Genomic DNA, 19,110 nt, shown 5'->3' with positions numbered 1-19,110 from the left:
GGTGGCTATTTTTGTGAAGTTCATAAAAGCAGCCAAGCAATGAGTACGCCTACACCACCAAATGTTAAGGCGTAACCAATGTTCCAAAGCGTCAGTTGATATGGGTTACGTTTAAAGTATTGATTGAGCATTGTAATAGGAATATTAAATGTACCGGTCATATCATTAGCGATGACGGATACAATCATCACAACTGAGATACTGAGTGGGCTAATCGTATCTAAAAATGGTGTGACGAATAACCCTTGTAAGCTCAAAGTGACTAGCGGATGGAACCCGACGAATGCAAGCACCATGGAGCTTAACTGGATAAATATAAATAACAGAAGTGGTGTTTGTTCAAGCCATGCGAAAGATGTCATTGCAGCATCTAATATGGGGGTTTGGCTAATAATCTCATTAAATAGTCCAATTGGAAGCAGGAGCACCATGAAATTTTGCATCGTCCAAATGTGATCGCCCCAAACCTTTTGTGTATAACGCATAAATGTTCGTTGTTTTTTAGTAGCGTATGCCCATAAAAATGTGTACGGAATAATAATTAATATAATAGATTCAAAGAAGTCTAACCCCGATAATAAATGCACTCCCGCTGCTACTAAAATAAATAAAATCAAAAATCCAGCAAGTGATGTAAGGTGGCGTCTATTCACATGCAGGTCTTCTTGGTCTTCATCAGGCCCATCAAATGTGATGTGCTTGAACTTCATATAGCCGAGTGATGCATCAATCAGCAGCATAGTGATTGAAAATGCAAATAAAACGGGCAGTAAGATTAAGTAAGATGAACCTGTAAAGGCGACAACCATTGCGATGTAGACTTCAATAGGACTCCACGTATTAGCTGCTGCAAAGGGCCTTAAAATAGCTCGCGTTGCAAATTGGTGGGTCACCTGACTGGATAAATGCGCAGTCTTCTCTTTAACCAGCGAATAAACTAATGGAATGGTTGAAATAAAAATAAATAAGGTTAATGTATAACTTGTCAGGTATGACTTTACATAAAACTTCCCTAAATTAGGTGTATTTTTTTGAAGTAAATTAAAAAGTGACTGTTCATAACCTCCAACGATCATGTAATGGTTAATGAACGGAATAAAATATAATAATGTTAATAGTAATGCCATTGAAGTAAAATAAGTTGCTAGATCTTGAAATGGCAGGTCATATGTAACCATGAGAGCAAGAGCAATAATTAAAAAAACGATTCCAATAGATTGGTAGGTACGGTTCGCCCCTCTAATAGAAAAGATTAAAGCCAATACACCAATAACCCCTTGAATCGTTAAGATCCCATCCCAAGCAATGAATAGATTTAAGATAAATAGTAGTGCATAGCTTGTATATAGATAAAATAATAATCGGTTCATGATATCACGCTTTCTTAAAGCATTATCCCTCCTAATCTTAACAAAATCCATCCTATCTTCCTACTTCAATTAGTTGCTGAGAATAACACTTTTTACATTTATAAGTAATACTTTTGAACTATTTTGTAAAATAACCGACAAAAAAATGAAAAAATTTCGTAATAATAAAGCTGAGGTATTATGACCTAATGTAATAACTATAATTACCATCATTCGACAAATTACGACATTCTGACTGGAAAAAGACATAACATATAGTCCCAAATAAAATCTAGGACCAATCATAAATTGGAAGTGAATCGACAATTTTATAGTTTATTTGACGGATTTCTATGAATCTCGTTATGAATTAATATGTCGTTAAGAGATTAGTCAGAAATCTAAAATGACCTAATCTCGATAAAGGCAAAACTGGTGAAAACCAGTGACGCAAAGCTACAGGGGCTTCTGTGCATTTTGAGCACAATGCCAGCCAGCTACCGAAAGATCAGGGATGTAAGTTAGCAGTATGGGCGTCCTATTTAACAAGTGACCGGTTATGTAGGTCATCCATTGCTCCTACCTTACAATGAACCCCGTCATTCGGTAATGGCGGGGTAATTTAATTTGGATGGAGGTGACAAACGTGATCCTACGCAACCTGAGTACAGATGCAGAAGTGGCACGTCATATTAGACCAGCTTACTCATTTAGTAAAAGACTTAAAGGATTAATGTTTACAGATGAGCTAGCCTCAGGTTGCGGGTTGCATATTTTACCCTGTCAATCGGTACACACACATTTTATGCGTTACCCCATTGATGTTGTGTATTTAACGAAAGATTTAGTCGTAGTCGATATCGACGAAAATCTACCTCCAGGTAAGTTCGGAAGACGGAAAAAAGGTGCGCACTCGGTACTAGAACTCCCCACTGGTACCGTGTCGCGTACCAATATTCAAATCGGTCACTATTTAGAAATAGAAAATAAAAATTAAAAGGAGAGAGTTGTAATGAAAGAACTTTTCTTAAATATGATTCGCGAAGAAGAAGGACAAGGTATGGCAGAGTATGCCTTAGTATTAGGTGTTATTGCTGTTGGAGTTGTTGGAGTATTAGTTACATTTGGTGAAGAAATTATGAAAGTATTTAATGATGTTATTACTAGCTTCCAAACAAAGCCAACAGAACCTACTACCTAATGATTAAATTTAAAGGAAAGGAGGCCCCGAGCAATGGAATGGATATTAAATCTACTATTATTTACGGTCTTATTTATTTGTCTTATCACTGATCTTAAGCACAGGAAAATTTACAACAAAGTATTATTTCCGGCGTTCTTCCTTGCTCTCCTCCTGCAACCTTTGTTATTTGGAATTGATGGTGTGAAAAGCTTTTTCCTAGGTTTTTTCTTAGGATTTGGGCTTCTATTAATTCCATATCTGATGGGTGGAATGGGTGCTGGTGATGTAAAGTTACTCGCGGTTATTGGTGCTATAAAAGGTCCTGGATTTGTGCTACTTACGGCTTTTTATATGGCGCTTATTGGAGGAATCATTGGCATTGCAATTATTTTGTTTCAAAAAGGAATCTTTAAAAAACTCTATTACGCCCTTTCTAGCATGAGATATGGAATTCAATTATTGATGCCAGATCGTGACTCCATGAAAAGAACTTTTCCATATGGGGTCGCAATTGTCGGTGGCGCTTGTTTATCGTTCTTATTGAATGGAGTGGTGATGTAATATGTTGCGCAATGAAAATGGTCAGTCTATTGTAGAGTTTTCTCTGATCATCCCATTGTTAATATTAATGTTAGTCGGCATATTTGATGTCGGCAGGATGATGTATTCTTATTCGGGCCTCCATTTCACTGCTCAAGAATCAGTCAGACTTGGCGGTTTTGGCTATACAGATGAAGAAATTATTGATTTTGCGAAGGGGCATTTTGAAACAGGAGATACTGATTTACTTACGATCACCGTTACTCCAGCAGAAGCTGAGCGGCAGTCTGGTGAGTATGTAACGGTCACCTTAACGTATCCAGTTGAACCCATTACACCATTTGCCGAAGAGGTGTTTGGAGATTCTATAGAACTAACAGCCGACTCAACGATTAGGGTTGAGTGATGAGGAGGCGGCGAAATGTTTCAGTTTTGGAAAAGTGAAAAAGGTGGCGCCACGTTATTAGTCGCCTTAGCGTTTACAGGATTGCTTGCGCTAACTGGACTCGTTGTCGATGGTGGCCTTTTATATTCAACACATGCTCATCTCCAGAAGGCGGCAAATGCAGCTGCATTATCGGGAGGACAAGAGCTGACAAGAGATGAAACGGTTGTAGAAGGAATTGTCGAGGAGACGTTGACACATCACGAAGAACTAAGTTCGTTACAAGATACAGTGGTAGTAAAAGATAAGCGTGTTACAGTTCGATTAACGAAACCAACAGAGCTTACGTTCATGAAGTTATTTGGAATCGACAACGTAGATATAAACGTTAAAGCTACAGCGAGAATTGGTGTAATGGGCCGGGCAATGGGGGCAGCTCCGCTTGGAATTGATGAGTCCATTGAACTTGTGTATGGGCAAGAATACACCTTGAAAGTGGATGAAGAAGAAGTCGACACAGGTAACTTCGGTGTTTTAGCACTCGCAGGGGGCGGGGCTAAAACCTACGAACAAACGTTAATTCACGGTTTTGATCAAGAATTAAAAGTTGGTGATATTGTCGAAACAGAGACAGGTAATATTGCCGGTAAAACGAAGAACGCAACAGATATTTTAATTAATAGTTGTGACAACATGTATGAGCGAGATTGTCCAAGAGTGTTACTTATACCCGTTTACAAACCTCATAATCATGACCAAAATCAAATGAAGGAAGTAGAAATCAGAGGTTTCGCTTACTTTTATTTAACAGAACCGATGGATGGGAATGAAAAAGAGATTAAAGGTGAGTTTATTAAGCGAACGGGTCAAGGCTTTGAACTAGATGAAGCAGCAGAACGTGGGGCATTCATCGTACGTCTGACAGAGTAGGTAAGGTGAGTTTAATGCAATCGAAATTATTATTTTTATTAGCGATTTTAATGGGAGTTTTTACAACAGCCATTTTTTTCTATTCAAGTCAATCTGAGACGCCAGAACCAACTGAGGAAGCACCAATGGTTGATGTCGTTACTCTAGCGCAGGATATTGAAGAAAATCAAAAAATAACAGAAGAGGACCTACAATTTCAAACGCTACCAAAAGATCAGGTTCATCCGTCCGCAATCAAATCCTTAGAAGAAGTTAAAGGAAAGTTTGCGACAGCCGATATGGTGACGGGTGAGCTTTTGTTATCTCATCGGCTAAAATCTAGTCAGGAAGAGAAGGCACGGGTATCCCGAAAAGTAACAGACGGGCACCGGGCTGTCTCTATTGGTGTAGATATTGTGAGGTCTGTTTCGAATTTGATTCAACCAGAAGATTACGTCGATGTTATTTTTACATATGAAACTAAAGATGAGACAAAAAATAAGAAATTAAATGGGGAATCTAAGAATCTTCTTGATCAAATGGAATCTGTTTTACTACTAGAAAATATTCGTGTGTTGTCTGTTGGGAAACGAATGACGACGCTAGATGATGGAACCGAAGTGGCAGAGTATAGTCAGGTGACTTTAGAGCTAATGCCTGATGATTCAGTTGCCTTGGTCAATGCAGCTGAACAGGGTGCGATTCATTTAACGCTTCATTCTAAAATAACAGAAGGCGAAGAGTAAGGTTATTGGGGAGGAGAAACATGGCAGATATGATTCAAATCATAACTCTATGCAGTGGCAAAGGCGGCGTAGGGAAAACATTTTTAGCTGTAAATTTAGCAATCGCATTAAGCAAGAAAAATAAGGACGTTGTACTGATTGATGGCGATCTCCAATTTGGAGATGTGGGGATGGCTATGGACCTTCAACCAACTTTAACAATGAAAGACCTATTAGATGAACAAGATCGCTTAGATTCACACAATATCACTAATTATTTAGTAGAACATAAAAGCGGCGTATACGTTTTATCTGCTCCGGAGCGGCCAGAGTACGCTGAGTTAATCGATGGTGAGTTTATTAAGAACACACTTAATTTGCTTAAAGAACGATTTGACTACATTGTCATTGATGGTGGACATGGAATAGATGATTCGGCTATAGATTTTATGGATGTTGCTGATCAGATTTTGGCAGTGACAACACCTGAGGTAGCATCGTTAAAAAATACGAAAAGGTTAATTGAGACCATTCATCAGCTTCAAATGAACGAAAAGCTTGACGTGCTTCTTAATCGGCATGGGCTTGATAGTTTGATAAAAGCCGAAGAAATACCAGGTATGCTAAGAGCTGATAAACTCCATGACATACCTAATAACAATAAAGTTGCGATGCAGTCACTGAATTTAGGAGATCCGGCAGTCATCAGTCATTCAAAATCAGATTTAGCTAAAAAGATTTTTAAGTTAGCTCAATCCATTGTTGATGATCAAGTGGAATCAAAACCAAGTAAAAAGAAACATTCATTAATCTCCAGAATGTTTTTCTAATATAGAAGTTCACTGGGGGCTTTGATATGAGTTTATTAGAACGTTTAAAAAATCAAGAGCAGCCACAACAACCCAATAAAGCTGTTCATCAGGAAGGTTCTGTTTCGAAAGATGAAGCACAGCCACAATCATCTGACAAAACTAAACAAGAAATGAAGCCAAAGCAGGTTGTGAAGGCTCGTCCAGTATTAGATGAAAAAGACCGGGCATTCAAACAAACATTACATAAAGAGATCTTAAAAGAAATAAAAGGTGATCAGCCAAAAGAAGAGATTGTGCCTGTTGTTGAAGAACTGGCCGTCGAATTAATCAAGGAGAAAGATGATTATCGAACCGTTGACAGAAAACGAGTCGTTGAGGAGCTGGTTAATGACTTAACGGGATATGGTTCCATTAATCCTTTATTAGAGGATGAAGATGTTTCGGAAGTCATGGTGAATGGACCTGATCAAATCTATTGTGAGCGCAAAGGCAGATTAGAGCTAACAGATTTATCTTTTCGTGATGATGAGCATGTACTTCATGTCATTGAAAAAATTGTCGCTCCGTTAGGAAGGCGAATTGACGAAAGTAGTCCAATGGTAGATGCTAGACTTCCAGATGGCTCGCGTGTAAATGCGATTATTCCACCGCTCGCATTAAATGGACCTACCTTAACGATTCGTAAGTTTGCTGCGGACCCTTTTACGATAAACGATTTAGTGAGTTTTGGAACGTTAACCCATGAAATGGCAACGTTTATAGATGCTTGTGTTAAAGCAAGGTTGAATGTTTTTGTCAGTGGCGGAACCGGCTCTGGTAAAACGACTACACTAAATGTTTTATCGAATTTTATTCCGAATGATGAACGGATCGTAACCATTGAGGATGCAGCTGAACTACAGCTCGGGCAGGATCATGTCGTGTCGCTTGAATCTAGGCCACCCAACTTAGAAGGTCAAGGGGCCATTAGTATAAGGGATTTGGTACGTAACTCCCTTCGTATGAGACCTGACCGCATAGTGATTGGTGAGGTGCGTGGTGCAGAGGCGCTAGATATGTTACAAGCCATGAATACAGGGCACGATGGCTCGCTTGCGACAGGCCACTCGAATAGTCCTCGCGATATGTTATCTCGTTTAGAGACAATGGTGTTACTTGCAGGAGTAGAGCTCCCGATAAAGGCGATTCGCGATCAGATCTCAGGTGCTATTGACCTTATCATTCAGCAATCAAGATTAAAAGACGGATCGCGTAAAATCGTGAAAATTACGGAAGTACAAGGAATGGAAGGGGACGTCATTGTCCTTCAGGATATATTTGAGTTTGAACAGACAGGAATAGATTCTAACGGGAAGATTCAAGGAGCGCTTGTTCCAACGGGGGTTAGACCTAAGTTTATCGACCGATTTGAACAAGCGAATATTCATATTCCAACAAATGTGTTTGTAAAGGAAGAGGAGTGGAGCTAAATGAGCATCAATTTACTAATGTGGCTCGGTGTGTTGCTCACTTCTACGTTGTTTTTCCTTGCACTATTAACTAAATTTTTCTATAAAGATCGCCGGATGAAGGAGCGAATGAAGCAGTATTTGTACGATGAAGAACCAGCTCCACCAGACGAACATAAAAAGAAAGTCAAAATGGCGGTTAATTTTAACCTGACAAAAAGTAAAATTAGAAAACGGCTTCAAAAGCAAGATCGGACCCAGAAGCTGGAACTTGAACTTAAACAGGCCGGTATTCCGATTAAACCAGAAGAGCTCATCATGTTTAAGTGGATCTCTGTCGCGTTCTTTGCAGGGCTGTTTAAGCTGATATTTGGCCACGTTGTTTTTATATTAGTTGGGGCCATTTTTGGTGTAATGCTTCCAAAGTTTGTATTGAATTATAAGAAGAAAAAACGTATTAGTCAGTTCAATGATCACTTGGCAGAAATGATCTCAGCTATTGTAAGTGCACTTCGGGCTGGGTTTAGTTTTCCGCAGGCGATTCAAAACGTTCGGAATGAGTCTCCTTCTCCAGTAAAAGAAGAGCTGGAACAACTAATTAAAGAAATGCAGTATGGTTCATCAGTTGAAGAAGCGCTCAATCGCATGAAAGAGCGTGTGCCAAGTGAAGATTTAGACCTCATGATTCAGGCCATTGTCATTCAGCGTCAAGTCGGCGGGAATTTGGCTGTGGTTCTTGAAAAAATTGTGTTCACGATTCGAGAGCGAATTAAAATCCAAGGTCAAATTAAAACACTCACGGCACAAGGTAAAATGTCAGGTGTTGTTGTTGGACTATTACCAATTGGTTTAGCGGGGATGTTATTTTTAATAAATCCTGAATACATCACGGTTTTATTTACACATCCTGTAGGGATTGGACTGTTAGTCGTCGCAGGTATATCAATGGTTATTGGGTTTGTTTTAATTCAAAAAGTAACATCAATTGAGGTGTAAGGAATGGTTCCTTTCTTGTATTTGATCATGATTGTGCTCATTATAGGTGGCATCTTGTTAAGCCGAAGGGAAAAAAGTGTAAAAGTTCATTCGAGGAAAGCAATGATATTAGGTGCCGATGGTTCAACTCCGTCATTAGATGAACCAGTGGACAAACGTGAACCTTTATTTAAGCGATTAGTAGAGCCGAAGCTTAAGGAATTTAAACGTAAGTTCCGAAGAAATATGCCGGCTGATAGACAAGAGAAGTTAGAACTAAAGCTTCTGCGTGCAGGTAACCCAATGGGGCTTGCACCATTTGAATATCGAATCGCTCAGCTCATTTTGGTTGTCTCCCTACCGTTATTGTTCAGTATGTTGTCTGTATTAGGCAATGTGTCGTTCGGACGGGGGTTATTTTTAGTGTTGTTAGGGCTTGGTATGGCTTTTTACTTACCGGTCGTCTATTTAAAAATGAAAACAGCAAAAAGGCAAACGCAGGCTGTAAAAGAATTACCCGATTTCATTGATTTATTAGCTGTAAGTATGGAAGCTGGATTGGGCTTTGATTCGGCGATCAGTAAGGTTGTGGGTAAACAAAAAGGAGTACTTTTTACTGAATTTACTCGGTGCTTAGAGGAATTAAAGCTAGGTAAAACAAGAAAAGAAGCACTATCCGGTGTCCGTGAAAGGATTAACGTTGATGACCTTAAGCTGTTAATCGGAAGTATTATTCAGGCTGAGCAATTAGGGGTTGGGATGGTGCAGACACTTCGAGTTCAGTCAGAAGAAATTCGTCAGCGCCGAAAACAGCGAGCAGAAGAGCAGGCGATGAAAGCTCCGATTAAAATGCTCTTTCCACTCGTAATGTTCATTTTTCCGTGTATCTTTATCGTGTTATTGGGCCCAGCTATTATTCAGATCATTGAAATGTTCGCAAATCAATAAGGATTAAGTTGAAGCTTTTGCGCCTGGTTAGCGTGAAAGCTTTATTAAGTCTATGTAGGGACAGGACTTACACCTATAAAATTGTGAGATACTCCCTTAGAAGTGAAAACACACCCATAAAATTTGAAACCACGCTCATTAGAAATGTTGCTTTAAATTAGCTATATCATAGTTTCACACTGTGCTATGCATTCTTTTTTTATGATAGAATAATCATAGAGGTGAATGTGATGGGATTTAAACGAGATGTACATATAAAGGCTCCTGTTGATGTGGTGTTTAAGGTGTTATCGACATTCGAATATGCACCCAAAGTACTAGACCACATTGAGAGTGTTGAGGTGTTAGATGAGGAAATGACCGTAGGCACCAAGATCAAAGAGGTTAGGAGCATTGGTAAGCAAAAGCAAAAAGTTGAAAATATCTTAGAAGTGGTCGACTATGAGCCAAACACGTCATTTGGAACGTATAGTAAACAAAATGGGCTTGACCTTCATTATTCTTATACACTAAGTGAAATTGAAGAAGGGACAGACGTTCATTTTGTAGGAACAATCAAAACAAAAGGTATTCGTAACTTGCTTACGAAACCGGTGATTAATAAAATTATTCAAAAAGAAGACGGGGAACACTTGAATAAACTTAAGCAATATGTGGAATTAAATTATAAGGAAACTCAAGAGTAGACTGTTCAAAGGTGGACAGTCTATCTTTATAGAGGTGGTTAAATGCGTGAGTTTAAAAGGTTGCACCAATTAAGTGAAGTGGATGAACTATTAGAGCATCAGTTATCCTTTTTGTATATTTCCCGTGAAGGTTGTAGTGTATGTCATAGTTTACTTCCGCAAGTTCAAAATCTAATGGAGAACTATCCGCAAATTGAACTTGGACATATAGAAGTCAATGAGGTGCCAGAAGTAGCGGGACGGTTTTCGATCTTCACAGTGCCTGTATTAATCTTGTTTGTTGATGGCAAGGAATACTTAAGAGAAGCTAGAATTGTTCAAATGGATCAGTTCGATGAGAAAGTGAGTAAAATCTATGAGGGCATATTAGGTTAGCCCTCATAGACAACTTTAAATTCTTCACAAACGACATACATATTTTCATCAAACGTTCGTCCACTTTCAGCGAGTTCACGGTTGAAAAATTTAATGTGCTCACGCCTCCAGTAGTCATAACTTTTATCTCCTTCACCTTCTTTATAAGCGAATTCCTCAGAAACTTCATTAAAAGGTATGAGTTCGACTTTCATTGTACGCGTAATGACGATCGGGTTACCGTTCCAGTCTGTGATGACGTTATAAGCTCCAACCTTTGGTAGTTCTTCTAAGTCATCTAAATAGGATTGATATAAAGAGCACGTAGCCGTTTTATCACCGCTTTTAACTAACCCGGCTAATTCCTCTGCAAGCTCAGGTCCATCACCAAAAGGCCACGCTTCGTAATCCGCAAATTTAGCCTCTTGTGGATTTAATGTTTCAATAAATTGTCCCCACATGGTTTTCACAGATTGTTTAATCATTTCTTCATTCACCTACCAATATTTATGTCATAATGGACTTAATCATAGTTTAACACGTTGGAAGGGGTTTTGGAGATGCAAAATTATAGTACGACGTTATTAAGGTTTTCAGCTTTATTTGCGGTCGTGGGAGCGTTTATTGGTTCACATATGGCAGGGTCTATGGATTTGCAGTTCAAGTCAGTTCACGCGCACATTTTAGTTGTGGGTTGGCTTTCTTTATTTGCTTGGGCTGTATTTTATAAAATCTTTTATAAAGTCAAAACAAAATTAGCAACGGCTCACGTATGGACAGCCATTCTAGGAGCGTTTGGATTAACAACTGGAATGTGGATCTACTACACTCGGCCACTCGGATTACCAGACGGTTTTGTAACAGTCTATTTTATCGTGGGTGGAACTATTCTTTTAGTAAGTTTTGGGTTATTCTTCCTATTAACCTTAAGTAAACAAATAGATGAAAAATAGGAGGCACATAATGAATTTTTACGATCAGCTTATGAACGGGTATAACGATGAATGGACACATTCAGGTGTGAACGGGGAAAGACTAGCTCACCGGTTAGCTGAACTTGCGAAAACAGGCTGGACTGAAGAGGGAGGCTGCCTTCGAATTGCATTTTCACAAGAAGAGCTTGCGGCAAAAAAACTGGTAATGCAGTGGATGGAGGAAGAAGGACTAGAAGTAGAGATGGACGGAGCGGGTAACGTATTCGGAAGACTTGAAGGACAAGAGGATTTGCCTGTGGTATTGTCTGGATCGCACGTGGACAGCGTGCCTCACGGTGGGCATTTTGACGGCCCATTAGGGGTGCTTTCAGCTTTAGAGGTCGTCTCCGCGTGGCGTGAACAAGGTTATCAGCCGAAGCGACCTTTTGAAATCGTCATTTTCTCAGATGAAGAGGGAGCAAGGTTTAATGGCGGTTTAACGGGAAGCCAAGCTTTTGTAGGTGAAATCGATTCGGAAAAAGAACGCAAGCGAGTAGATTATGAAGGTCGTTCGTACGAAGAAGTTCTAAAAGGTGTAGGCTTAACTCCAGAGAGTGTTGCAAGTGCCAAACGGGATTTAGACCAAGTACATGCATTTATTGAAGTCCATATCGAACAAGGGAAAAGGCTAGAAAAAGCCGGGCTTCCGGCAGGTGTCGTTACTGGCATCGCTGGTCCGACTTGGCTAAAAGTAGTATTCACAGGTGCTGCAGGCCATGCTGGTAACACACCGATGAATGACCGTCAGGATGCACTTGTTGCCGCGAGTGATTTCATCCAAAAAGTGAAAGACTTCCCGCCTCAGGTTAGTGACTCTGGCGTTGCGACAGTTGGAAAGCTCGAGGTTAAACCTAATGGGGTGAACGTTATCCCAGGTGAAGTAGAGCTCACAGTTGATATTCGGGACATCAAAAAAGAATGGAAAGATGCCATTGTCCGTTCAGTCAAAGAGTGTGCTGAAGCTGTTGCAGGCGAGCACGATATTAAAGTGGATCTTGATGAACTAATGAGCGTCGACCCAGTTGAGATTCCTCAAGATATGCAACAAAAAGCAGGGGAGGCTGCCAAAGAGGTATTAGGACAAGATCCATTCTACTTGCCTAGTGGTGCGGGACATGATGCAATGGTAGTCGGTCGTTATGTTCCAGCAGCAATGCTTTTCACACAAAGTAAAGACGGCATCAGCCACAACCCAAAAGAGTGGTCGTCACTTAATGACTGCACCCAGACGGTTCATGTTTTAAAACGATTTATTGAAAAAGTTTGTGATGAGTGATTGAAAATTGTTATATAAGCATACTAAAAGCGACTCTTTAAAATAGAGTCGTTTTTCTTTTTAATGATTTTAATGGTAAAGTTTAGGGTAAGTAACAGTTAAGGGGGGAGAATCGTTGATTGAAATCAAGCAATTAGTTAAAGCATTTGATGATGGCACGACGGCTTTAAAAGGAATTGATCTTAAACTAAACCCTGGTGAACTGACGTGTATCATTGGACCAAGTGGTTGTGGTAAAACTACTTTATTGAAGCATATTAATCGTTTAATATCCCCAAGTGAAGGCGACATTCTCATCAAGGATGTCTCTGTTTATGACCAAGATGTCGTTGAATTAAGACGTTCGATTGGGTATGTCATTCAGCAAATCGGATTGTTTCCTCATATGTCGATTGCTGAGAATATTTCAGTCGTTCCGAAATTACTAAAGTGGTCTGATGAGCAAATAAATGAGCGAGTGGACGAAATGCTGGAAATGGTTAATTTAGAACCAGATACGTTTCGAGATCGCTATCCACTTGAACTAAGTGGTGGTCAGCAGCAAAGAGTAGGCGTTGCTAGGGCATTAGTTGGTGACCCAGAGATTATCTTAATGGACGAGCCATTTAGTGCGCTTGACCCGATTAGCCGTGAACAATTACAGGATCAGCTTAAAGCTTTACATAAACAACTGAAAAAGACGATTGTCTTTGTGACACATGATATGGATGAGGCACTTAAAATAGCTGACAGAATTGTTATTTTAAAAGAAGGGGAAGTTGAGCAGTACGGAACACCAGATGATATTTTACAAAATCCTAAAACAGATTTTGTGAAATCCTTTATTGGGAAAGATCGAATGTCTAGATTCCTAAAAACATCACATAAAACAGTGAAATTTTATCAAGATTGGTTAATCCCAAATCAACCGGATGGAAACCAATACGAAATAGATGCTTCGGAAACCCTGCAATCATTAACGGAACTTTTTGTGGAAAAGCAGTATGACGTAGCAAAAGTTACGGATGGAAATAAAGTCATCGGTTATTTAACGAAAGATGCCTTTATTAAGGCATTGGCCTCAGAAAGAGGTGATCTAGATGAATGAATTCTTTATGACGGTTATGGATCGCCGTGATCTTATTCAAACGGCTTTTATTGAGCACTTATGGTTATCATTTGTATCTATTTCGATTGCTTGTTTAATATCGTTACCATTAGGCATTTGGGTTGCGAGAGCCAAGCGTTTTGCCGAACCGATTATTGGTATCACGGCTATTTTACAAACAATCCCTAGTTTAGCGCTATTTGGATTTTTAGTACCGATTATTGGCCTTGGTACAAATAGTGCCTTGATTGCCTTAACGGTGTACGCTCTGCTTCCGATTGTGCGTAACACTTACACAGGGATTTCAAGAGTGAGTCCAGCAATGATTGAAGCCGCTAGTGCAATGGGAATGACAGCAAATCAGCGGTTACTTAAAATTGAAATTCCTCTCGCATTACCATTTATCATGGCGGGAATCCGAACTGCGACGGTATTAACTGTTGGAGTTGCGACGTTAGCAACCTTTGTGGGTGCAGGTGGATTAGGTGATGTTATTTACCGTGGCCTTCAAGGTTATAAGCCTAATTTAATCCTAGCTGGTGCCATTTCTGTTGCACTTCTAGCAATTGCATTCGATTATATATTAAAGTATTTAGAGAAAAAAACGACGCCGAAAGGTATGAAAATAGATCAGTAGGAGGATGTTTATGCTTAGTAAAAAAAGAGTTGTATTAATGATATTGGCCCTTTTGTTAGCTTTAGTGACTGCATGTAGTAGCTCTGGCGATGAGCAAACCATTAAAATTGGCGGGAAGCCTTGGACAGAACAGTATATTTTACCTCAAATTATTGGACAGTACGTTGAAGCTCACACAGACCTAAATGTTCAGTATGAAGAAGGTTTAGGTGAAGTAGCAGTGATCACGCCTGCAATTGATAAAGGTGACATTGATGTTTATGTTGAGTATACGGGGACAGGACTTGAAGCTGTGTTAAAAGAGCAAGCAAAAGAAGGCGAATCATCAGAAAGTGTTTTGAAGCGGGTTCGCGAAGGTTATGAAGAAAAATTCAATGTGACTTGGCTTCAGCCATTAGGGTTTGAAAACACTTATACGCTAGCTTATCACCAGGACGCTGGATATAATGCCGAAACGTTTTCTGATTTAGTTGATATATCAAAAAATCAAGAGATGTCATTTGGAGCCCCGCACGCCTTTTATGAAAGAGAAGGTGATGGGTATGAAGCTATGATTGAAACGTATCCATTTGAATTTAGCCGAAAGGATTCACTAGATGCGAATGTGATGTATGAGGCGGTTCATAACAAAGAAGTAGATCTTATACCGGCTTTTACAACTGATGGCCGAATTGAACGTTATAATCTGCAGACAACAACTGATGACAAAGGATTCTTTCCTAAGTATGACGCCGTTCCGCTCGTTAGAATGGAAACATTAGAAAAGCATCCAGATCTAAAAGGTGTCATCAACGAACTCGCTGGTCAAATTTCTGAAAAGGAAATGCAAGAAATGAATGCTAAAGTAGACATTGACAATATGAAACCAGAAGAGGTTGCTAAACAATTTTTACAGGATAAAGGTTTGATTGATTAAGACGGGGATACACCCCCGTCTTTTTTAAATGCTAGGGAAGAATAAAAATTTCTATGATTCGGCTTATTATGTAGGTTTAACGCAAGGTGCGCTTTTCTTAACAAAGTTAGATATACTCATTTAAAGGGTAGATAAAATAGCTTTTTTACTCCGTCGACAAATTTCTGGGTAGATAAATTCTGAAAAGGGGTAGATATATCTGATTTTAGGGTCGTTAAATGGGCTTTTCTTGCAAGGTAAGATAATAAAAATTTTTAACTTAAGTTCTGATAAATTATGTTGTATAGCACTATCTAGCGTAATGCGCCCAATCACCGCCCTACGCTTTTCTTATGTAAAACTGGCTTATTGTCTGGTATAATATATACTTGTGCTTCGGCACGAGCAGTTCGGAAAATCCTGCTTAATCAAAACTAAGGGAGATGAGACTTATGTCTGAAAACTATTATTTACCAAGGTCTGGGCCAATGCCAAGACCAAATAGCGTTGAAGAAGGGCGCGAAATTCTTAAAAACGAGGCATTTGATGCCCCGAACGTACAGGAGATTACATTTAATGCATTGGAGTTTACGGCGGTTTGTCCGAAAACGGGTCAGCCTGATTTTGGCCGGGTTGAAATAACATATACGCCGAAAAATAAGTGTATTGAATCAAAATCGCTAAAGTTTTATCTTTGGTCATTTAGAGATCAAGGAGCATTCTGTGAATCATTAGCAGCACAAATCGCAGATGATGTTAGCTATGCTATAGAGCCTAAACGCGTTGAAGTGACGGTTTATCAATCAGCACGTGGTGGTATTGAACTAACGACTAAAGCGGTGCGTGAACATGATGAGTAAAGATCAGAAGTTAATTTTACTTAATGTTATTTTTGCTAGTAGCTTAGTGGTTGCCAACGTCATTGCAGGGAAAATAGTCATGCTAGGTGAAAACTTGACGATTCCAGCGGCAGTCGTTGTGTATGCTGTAACATTTTTAATCACGGACATTGTGCATGAGAATTATGGGCGTGAACAAGCAAAGCAGACGATTATTTTTGGGTTTATTGCCCAAATCTTTGCCAGTGTTATGATCCTCTTTGGACAGATGCTTCCTGCTGCGCCATTTGCTCAGGAATCACAACAGGCTTACGAAACATTGTTAGGTCAAAATGCACGGTTCGTTATTGCGTCGCTAGCAGCTTATTTAACGTCACAGTATTTAGATGTTGTGATTTTTTCAAAACTAAAAAAGCTGACCAATACTCGTCATAAATGGCTTCGTAATAATATCAGTACAGCATCGTCACAGCTAATTGATACAACCGTGTTTATCACGATTGCTTTCATCGGTTCTGTTCCAAATATTTGGATCATGATTTTAAGTCAGTATGTGATCAAATTAGGTATTGCGGTCTTAGATACACCGATTTTTTATTTATTAACGAAAAAGCGTAAACAAAAGAGAATGGATGAGCCTATACAGGCAACATCTTAATATTCTAAGCTTCGGGAGGGAACCCGGAGCTTTTTTTGCTTAATTAGAAGTACATTTAGATTTCTAAATCCAACATTTTTCGGTAGAAATTGACAAAATAAATGTACTTTTGATTGAGTTATTCTTGATGCAATATGGGGTAAACTAGACTAAGGTATGAATAGTTTGGGGGAACCAACGATGAATTTAAGTAAAATTTTAAAACAGGTAAACGTTTTATATAAAAATGAACTACCTGATTTAGATATAAATCATATTACAGACAATTCAAGAGAAGTTAAACCAGGGTCGATGTTTGTAGCTGTCAAAGGTTATGCGCATGATGGACATGTTTATATAGATGAGGCTATTCGAAATGGAGCCCAGATTATAGTAGGTGAAGACAATTTAACTCTAACGGTACCTTATGTTCAAGTTGAAAATAGTAAAGAGGCTTTAGGACGTATGTTATGTGAGTTTTATCATCACCCTTCTTCTCATAAAAAAGTAATTGGTGTTACGGGTACGAACGGAAAAACGACGACTAGTTATATGCTAAAAGCTGTATTCGAAGCTAATGGTTATTCAGTCGGATTAATTGGAACGATTGAATATTTCATTAATGGAACGTCTTATAAAAGTTAAAACACAACTCCTGGCACTGCCGCACTACAACACTTACTTTATGAAAGCCAAGATGATGTGGTCATTGTTGAAATTTCATCACATGCTTTAAAACAGCATCGTGTTGAAGGGCTTAGGTTAGATGCAGCCGTTTTTACTAATTTAGATTCAGAACATTTAGATTATCATTACAGTATGGCTGAATATTTTGAGTCTAAATTTAAAATTTTTGGTTTATTAAAACAAAATGGAAAGGCTTTCGTGAATATTGATGATGAATGGGGCGGGAGAGCTTATGCCTTATTAAAAGAAAAAGGGACCGACGTTTATTCAGTTGGCATCAGTTCAGTAGCTGATATAATCGTTAGCCCTCATCACCATAGTGCAACAATTAAGAGTGATCGTTCTACCGTATTACTGGATTTGAAAATGCCAGGTTTGCATAACCGGTTTAATGCTGCTTTTAGTTTATTAGTTGGGGATATATTTAAATTGAATCGAGCGCAATCTGTTAAGGCGTTAAATGATGTGGAAAATGTAAGCGGGCGATTTGAAATTGTCAATTTCCCAGGAAATAAAACGATTGTTGTCGACTATGCACATACACCAAAAGGTTTTTATCATTGTTTAAACACGGGGCCGGTGCAAATCAAGTTATACATGTCTTTGGCTTTCGCGGTTCACGTGACCCTTCGAAAAGGAAGGCCATGATGGATAAATCAGCAAAGGTTAGTGATTATTATATTCTAACGTTAGATGACTTAAATAACTCAACTATGTCAGAAATGGAAGAAACCTTAAATGAATTCCATCAGAATTATGGAAAAGGTGAAGTTATCTACGATCGAACGAAAGCGATTGAGAGGGCAATTGAATTTGCAGAAGACGGAGATTGGGTTGTCATTACTGGTAAAGGTCATGAGTCGTATAAAGAGGAGTTTGAGCTTGGTACTTCTAATGATTTAGAAACAGTCAAACTTTTAAGAGACAGAGTTAGGGAAGTGAGTCGCACAAGTTAGCTAGCTAATAACTTGAACTGTGAGGTGTCTGTTAGCGTGACAAATCGTATAGATCCTAAAGTTGATGAGTATTTAAGCCATGTACATATGTGGCGTGATGAGATAAAAAAGTTAAGATCGATGATGCTAGATTGTGGTTTAACGGAAGAGCTCAAGTGGCGCAAGCCTTGTTATATGGTGGACAACCGTAATGTCGCTATAATACAAGGATTCAAACATTATTGTGCCATTATGTTTTTCAATGGAACTCTATTAAAGGACCCTCATCATTTGTTGATTAAACCAGGTGAGCATTCACAATCACAGCGTCAACTGCGTTTCACTAATGTACAAAATATAGATCAGATTGAAACAATTATTAAGTCATATTTAGAAGAAGCTATCGAACATGAAAAAGCTGGACTTGATCCTAAACCTAATAGGCGAGAAGATGAGATGCCTGAAGAACTACAATTAAAATTTGATGAAAACCCTGCCTTTAAAGAAGCTTTTGAATCATTAACACCAGGAAGGCAGCGTGCCTATATCATTTATTTCTCTAAGGCTAAAAAATCAGAAACAAGAAAATCTAGAATCGAAAAGCACATGCTTAGGATTCTGGATGGAAGGGGCCTGAATGATTAATGGGTTAAGTTTTGTCTAGTATTTGAAAAAATCTTCTAGAAAAATTTCAGTTTTGTCTAATGAATTCCCATTCTTGTCTAGTAATTTCTCGAATTTGTCTAGTAAATTCTCAAAATCGTCTAGTAAAACCCTTGAATTGTCTAGTATACAGATAACTTGTCTAGTGAAAATGCTTCAATCAAGG

The 19,110-nt window shown here is 38.9% G+C and carries 23 protein-coding genes, 1 pseudogene and 1 riboswitch; of the genes and pseudogenes, 22 read left to right on the top strand and 2 right to left on the bottom strand.

Annotation, left to right across the window (positions count from 1 at the left end; genetic code table 11):
* Nucleotides 1-20: 20 nt before the first annotated feature.
* The gene (locus ACFSW4_RS07095) at nt 21-1,421 is read right to left on the bottom strand and encodes a hypothetical protein (RefSeq protein WP_377328341.1); all 1,401 of its coding nucleotides are present in this window, start codon (nt 1,419-1,421) and stop codon (nt 21-23) included.
* Between the two features lie 343 nt (nt 1,422-1,764).
* Nucleotides 1,765-1,854: riboswitch (cyclic di-GMP riboswitch) on the top strand.
* A 141-nt stretch (nt 1,855-1,995) separates the two neighbouring features.
* On the opposite strand from ACFSW4_RS07095, the gene ACFSW4_RS07090 reads away from it, so the two are divergent.
* From ACFSW4_RS07090 to ACFSW4_RS07035, 12 genes are all read left to right on the top strand, one after another.
* Nucleotides 1,996-2,346: a DUF192 domain-containing protein gene (locus ACFSW4_RS07090; protein ID WP_377328339.1), complete on the top strand. Its 351-nt coding sequence runs from the start codon at nt 1,996-1,998 to the stop codon at nt 2,344-2,346.
* A 15-nt stretch (nt 2,347-2,361) separates the two neighbouring features.
* Nucleotides 2,362-2,550, top strand: a complete 189-nt coding sequence (locus ACFSW4_RS07085) for a Flp family type IVb pilin (protein WP_054752324.1) — start codon at nt 2,362-2,364, stop codon at nt 2,548-2,550.
* Between the two features lie 33 nt (nt 2,551-2,583).
* Nucleotides 2,584-3,093, top strand: coding sequence for an A24 family peptidase (locus ACFSW4_RS07080; protein ID WP_054752322.1), 510 nt, complete (start codon nt 2,584-2,586; stop codon nt 3,091-3,093).
* 1 nt (nt 3,094) lies between these two features.
* Nucleotides 3,095-3,478, top strand: a complete 384-nt coding sequence (locus ACFSW4_RS07075) for a TadE/TadG family type IV pilus assembly protein (protein ID WP_054752320.1) — start codon at nt 3,095-3,097, stop codon at nt 3,476-3,478.
* Nucleotides 3,479-3,493: 15 nt separating this feature from the next.
* Nucleotides 3,494-4,387, top strand: coding sequence for a pilus assembly protein TadG-related protein (locus ACFSW4_RS07070; protein ID WP_377328337.1), 894 nt, complete (start codon nt 3,494-3,496; stop codon nt 4,385-4,387).
* Nucleotides 4,388-4,401: 14 nt separating this feature from the next.
* The gene (cpaB, locus tag ACFSW4_RS07065) at nt 4,402-5,112 is read left to right on the top strand and encodes a Flp pilus assembly protein CpaB (protein WP_377328335.1); all 711 of its coding nucleotides are present in this window, start codon (nt 4,402-4,404) and stop codon (nt 5,110-5,112) included.
* Between the two features lie 20 nt (nt 5,113-5,132).
* Nucleotides 5,133-5,921, top strand: a complete 789-nt coding sequence (locus ACFSW4_RS07060) for an AAA family ATPase (protein ID WP_054752314.1) — start codon at nt 5,133-5,135, stop codon at nt 5,919-5,921.
* A gap of 26 nt (nt 5,922-5,947) precedes the next feature.
* Nucleotides 5,948-7,372: a CpaF family protein gene (locus tag ACFSW4_RS07055; protein ID WP_377328333.1), complete on the top strand. Its 1,425-nt coding sequence runs from the start codon at nt 5,948-5,950 to the stop codon at nt 7,370-7,372.
* Nucleotides 7,373-8,347 carry a type II secretion system F family protein gene (locus ACFSW4_RS07050; RefSeq protein ID WP_377328331.1) on the top strand — a complete coding sequence of 325 codons (975 nt, stop codon included), beginning with the start codon at nt 7,373-7,375 and terminating at the stop codon, nt 8,345-8,347.
* Between the two features lie 3 nt (nt 8,348-8,350).
* Nucleotides 8,351-9,274, top strand: coding sequence for a type II secretion system F family protein (locus tag ACFSW4_RS07045; protein WP_279401362.1), 924 nt, complete (start codon nt 8,351-8,353; stop codon nt 9,272-9,274).
* Between the two features lie 230 nt (nt 9,275-9,504).
* Nucleotides 9,505-9,960 carry an SRPBCC family protein gene (locus ACFSW4_RS07040; RefSeq protein WP_054752310.1) on the top strand — a complete coding sequence of 152 codons (456 nt, stop codon included), beginning with the start codon at nt 9,505-9,507 and terminating at the stop codon, nt 9,958-9,960.
* Nucleotides 9,961-10,002: 42 nt separating this feature from the next.
* Complete coding sequence (locus ACFSW4_RS07035; protein ID WP_279401361.1) at nt 10,003-10,335, top strand: thioredoxin family protein; 333 nt, start codon at nt 10,003-10,005, stop codon at nt 10,333-10,335.
* On the opposite strand, the gene ACFSW4_RS07030 is transcribed toward ACFSW4_RS07035, so the two are convergent.
* Nucleotides 10,332-10,799, bottom strand: a complete 468-nt coding sequence (locus ACFSW4_RS07030; protein ID WP_377328329.1) for an ASCH domain-containing protein — start codon at nt 10,797-10,799, stop codon at nt 10,332-10,334. The two genes, ACFSW4_RS07035 and ACFSW4_RS07030, sit on opposite strands and share 4 nt — an antisense overlap.
* A gap of 75 nt (nt 10,800-10,874) precedes the next feature.
* On the opposite strand from ACFSW4_RS07030, the gene ACFSW4_RS07025 reads away from it, so the two are divergent.
* From ACFSW4_RS07025 to ACFSW4_RS06980, 10 genes and pseudogenes are all read left to right on the top strand, one after another.
* Nucleotides 10,875-11,267 carry a hypothetical protein gene (locus ACFSW4_RS07025; protein WP_054752307.1) on the top strand — a complete coding sequence of 131 codons (393 nt, stop codon included), beginning with the start codon at nt 10,875-10,877 and terminating at the stop codon, nt 11,265-11,267.
* Between the two features lie 10 nt (nt 11,268-11,277).
* Entirely contained in the window at nt 11,278-12,564 is a 1,287-nt protein-coding gene (locus ACFSW4_RS07020; RefSeq protein ID WP_377328327.1) for a M20 family metallo-hydrolase, read from the top strand.
* A gap of 115 nt (nt 12,565-12,679) precedes the next feature.
* A complete protein-coding gene (locus ACFSW4_RS07015; RefSeq protein ID WP_377328325.1) occupies nt 12,680-13,651 on the top strand; it encodes an ABC transporter ATP-binding protein in 972 nt (323 codons plus the stop codon).
* Nucleotides 13,644-14,288 carry an ABC transporter permease gene (locus ACFSW4_RS07010; protein WP_377328323.1) on the top strand — a complete coding sequence of 215 codons (645 nt, stop codon included), beginning with the start codon at nt 13,644-13,646 and terminating at the stop codon, nt 14,286-14,288. The genes ACFSW4_RS07015 and ACFSW4_RS07010 overlap by 8 nt, the downstream gene beginning before the upstream one ends.
* Before the next feature lie 10 nt (nt 14,289-14,298).
* Entirely contained in the window at nt 14,299-15,204 is a 906-nt protein-coding gene (locus tag ACFSW4_RS07005; RefSeq protein ID WP_377328321.1) for a glycine betaine ABC transporter substrate-binding protein, read from the top strand.
* Nucleotides 15,205-15,635: 431 nt separating this feature from the next.
* Nucleotides 15,636-16,043: a preQ(1) synthase gene (gene queF, locus ACFSW4_RS07000; RefSeq protein ID WP_054752305.1), complete on the top strand. Its 408-nt coding sequence runs from the start codon at nt 15,636-15,638 to the stop codon at nt 16,041-16,043.
* The gene (locus ACFSW4_RS06995; RefSeq protein ID WP_377328319.1) at nt 16,036-16,680 is read left to right on the top strand and encodes a queuosine precursor transporter; all 645 of its coding nucleotides are present in this window, start codon (nt 16,036-16,038) and stop codon (nt 16,678-16,680) included. Before queF ends, ACFSW4_RS06995 begins: the two co-directional genes overlap by 8 nt.
* Nucleotides 16,681-16,836: 156 nt before the next feature.
* Nucleotides 16,837-17,994, top strand: a pseudogene (locus tag ACFSW4_RS06990) (Mur ligase family protein).
* Nucleotides 17,907-18,302 carry a glutamate ligase domain-containing protein gene (locus ACFSW4_RS06985; protein ID WP_377328317.1) on the top strand — a complete coding sequence of 132 codons (396 nt, stop codon included), beginning with the start codon at nt 17,907-17,909 and terminating at the stop codon, nt 18,300-18,302. Before ACFSW4_RS06990 ends, ACFSW4_RS06985 begins: the two are co-directional and overlap by 88 nt.
* An 87-nt stretch (nt 18,303-18,389) precedes the next feature.
* Entirely contained in the window at nt 18,390-18,926 is a 537-nt protein-coding gene (locus ACFSW4_RS06980; RefSeq protein ID WP_377328671.1) for a YdeI/OmpD-associated family protein, read from the top strand.
* The last annotated feature ends 184 nt before the right edge of the window (nt 18,927-19,110 follow it).

Source organism: Piscibacillus salipiscarius (assembly GCF_042685285.1).
Classification (GTDB): domain Bacteria; phylum Bacillota; class Bacilli; order Bacillales; family Alkalibacillaceae; genus Piscibacillus; species Piscibacillus salipiscarius.
The sequence above is the reverse complement of the archived record's forward strand: the minus strand, read 5'-3'. Positions and strand labels throughout refer to the sequence as shown.

Bases quoted from the DNA above. Each gene is read 5' to 3' on its own strand.
- ACFSW4_RS07060 (WP_054752314.1), top strand. From the start codon at position 5,133: ATGGCAGATATGATTCAAATCATAACTCTATGCAGTGGCAAAGGCGGC.
- ACFSW4_RS07025 (WP_054752307.1), top strand. From the start codon at position 10,875: ATGCAAAATTATAGTACGACGTTATTAAGGTTTTCAGCTTTATTTGCG.
- ACFSW4_RS07095 (WP_377328341.1), bottom strand. From the start codon at position 1,421: ATGGATTTTGTTAAGATTAGGAGGGATAATGCTTTAAGAAAGCGTGAT.
- ACFSW4_RS06995 (WP_377328319.1), top strand. From the start codon at position 16,036: ATGAGTAAAGATCAGAAGTTAATTTTACTTAATGTTATTTTTGCTAGT.
- ACFSW4_RS07055 (WP_377328333.1), top strand. From the start codon at position 5,948: ATGAGTTTATTAGAACGTTTAAAAAATCAAGAGCAGCCACAACAACCC.
- ACFSW4_RS07085 (WP_054752324.1), top strand. From the start codon at position 2,362: ATGAAAGAACTTTTCTTAAATATGATTCGCGAAGAAGAAGGACAAGGT.
- cpaB (WP_377328335.1), top strand. From the start codon at position 4,402: ATGCAATCGAAATTATTATTTTTATTAGCGATTTTAATGGGAGTTTTT.
- ACFSW4_RS07035 (WP_279401361.1), top strand. From the start codon at position 10,003: ATGCGTGAGTTTAAAAGGTTGCACCAATTAAGTGAAGTGGATGAACTA.
- queF (WP_054752305.1), top strand. From the start codon at position 15,636: ATGTCTGAAAACTATTATTTACCAAGGTCTGGGCCAATGCCAAGACCA.
- ACFSW4_RS07045 (WP_279401362.1), top strand. From the start codon at position 8,351: ATGGTTCCTTTCTTGTATTTGATCATGATTGTGCTCATTATAGGTGGC.
- ACFSW4_RS07050 (WP_377328331.1), top strand. From the start codon at position 7,373: ATGAGCATCAATTTACTAATGTGGCTCGGTGTGTTGCTCACTTCTACG.
- ACFSW4_RS07020 (WP_377328327.1), top strand. From the start codon at position 11,278: ATGAATTTTTACGATCAGCTTATGAACGGGTATAACGATGAATGGACA.
- ACFSW4_RS07080 (WP_054752322.1), top strand. From the start codon at position 2,584: ATGGAATGGATATTAAATCTACTATTATTTACGGTCTTATTTATTTGT.
- ACFSW4_RS07040 (WP_054752310.1), top strand. From the start codon at position 9,505: ATGGGATTTAAACGAGATGTACATATAAAGGCTCCTGTTGATGTGGTG.
- ACFSW4_RS07070 (WP_377328337.1), top strand. From the start codon at position 3,494: ATGTTTCAGTTTTGGAAAAGTGAAAAAGGTGGCGCCACGTTATTAGTC.
- ACFSW4_RS06980 (WP_377328671.1), top strand. From the start codon at position 18,390: ATGTGGCGTGATGAGATAAAAAAGTTAAGATCGATGATGCTAGATTGT.
- ACFSW4_RS07010 (WP_377328323.1), top strand. From the start codon at position 13,644: ATGAATGAATTCTTTATGACGGTTATGGATCGCCGTGATCTTATTCAA.
- ACFSW4_RS07030 (WP_377328329.1), bottom strand. From the start codon at position 10,799: ATGATTAAACAATCTGTGAAAACCATGTGGGGACAATTTATTGAAACA.
- ACFSW4_RS07005 (WP_377328321.1), top strand. From the start codon at position 14,299: ATGCTTAGTAAAAAAAGAGTTGTATTAATGATATTGGCCCTTTTGTTA.
- ACFSW4_RS07075 (WP_054752320.1), top strand. From the start codon at position 3,095: ATGTTGCGCAATGAAAATGGTCAGTCTATTGTAGAGTTTTCTCTGATC.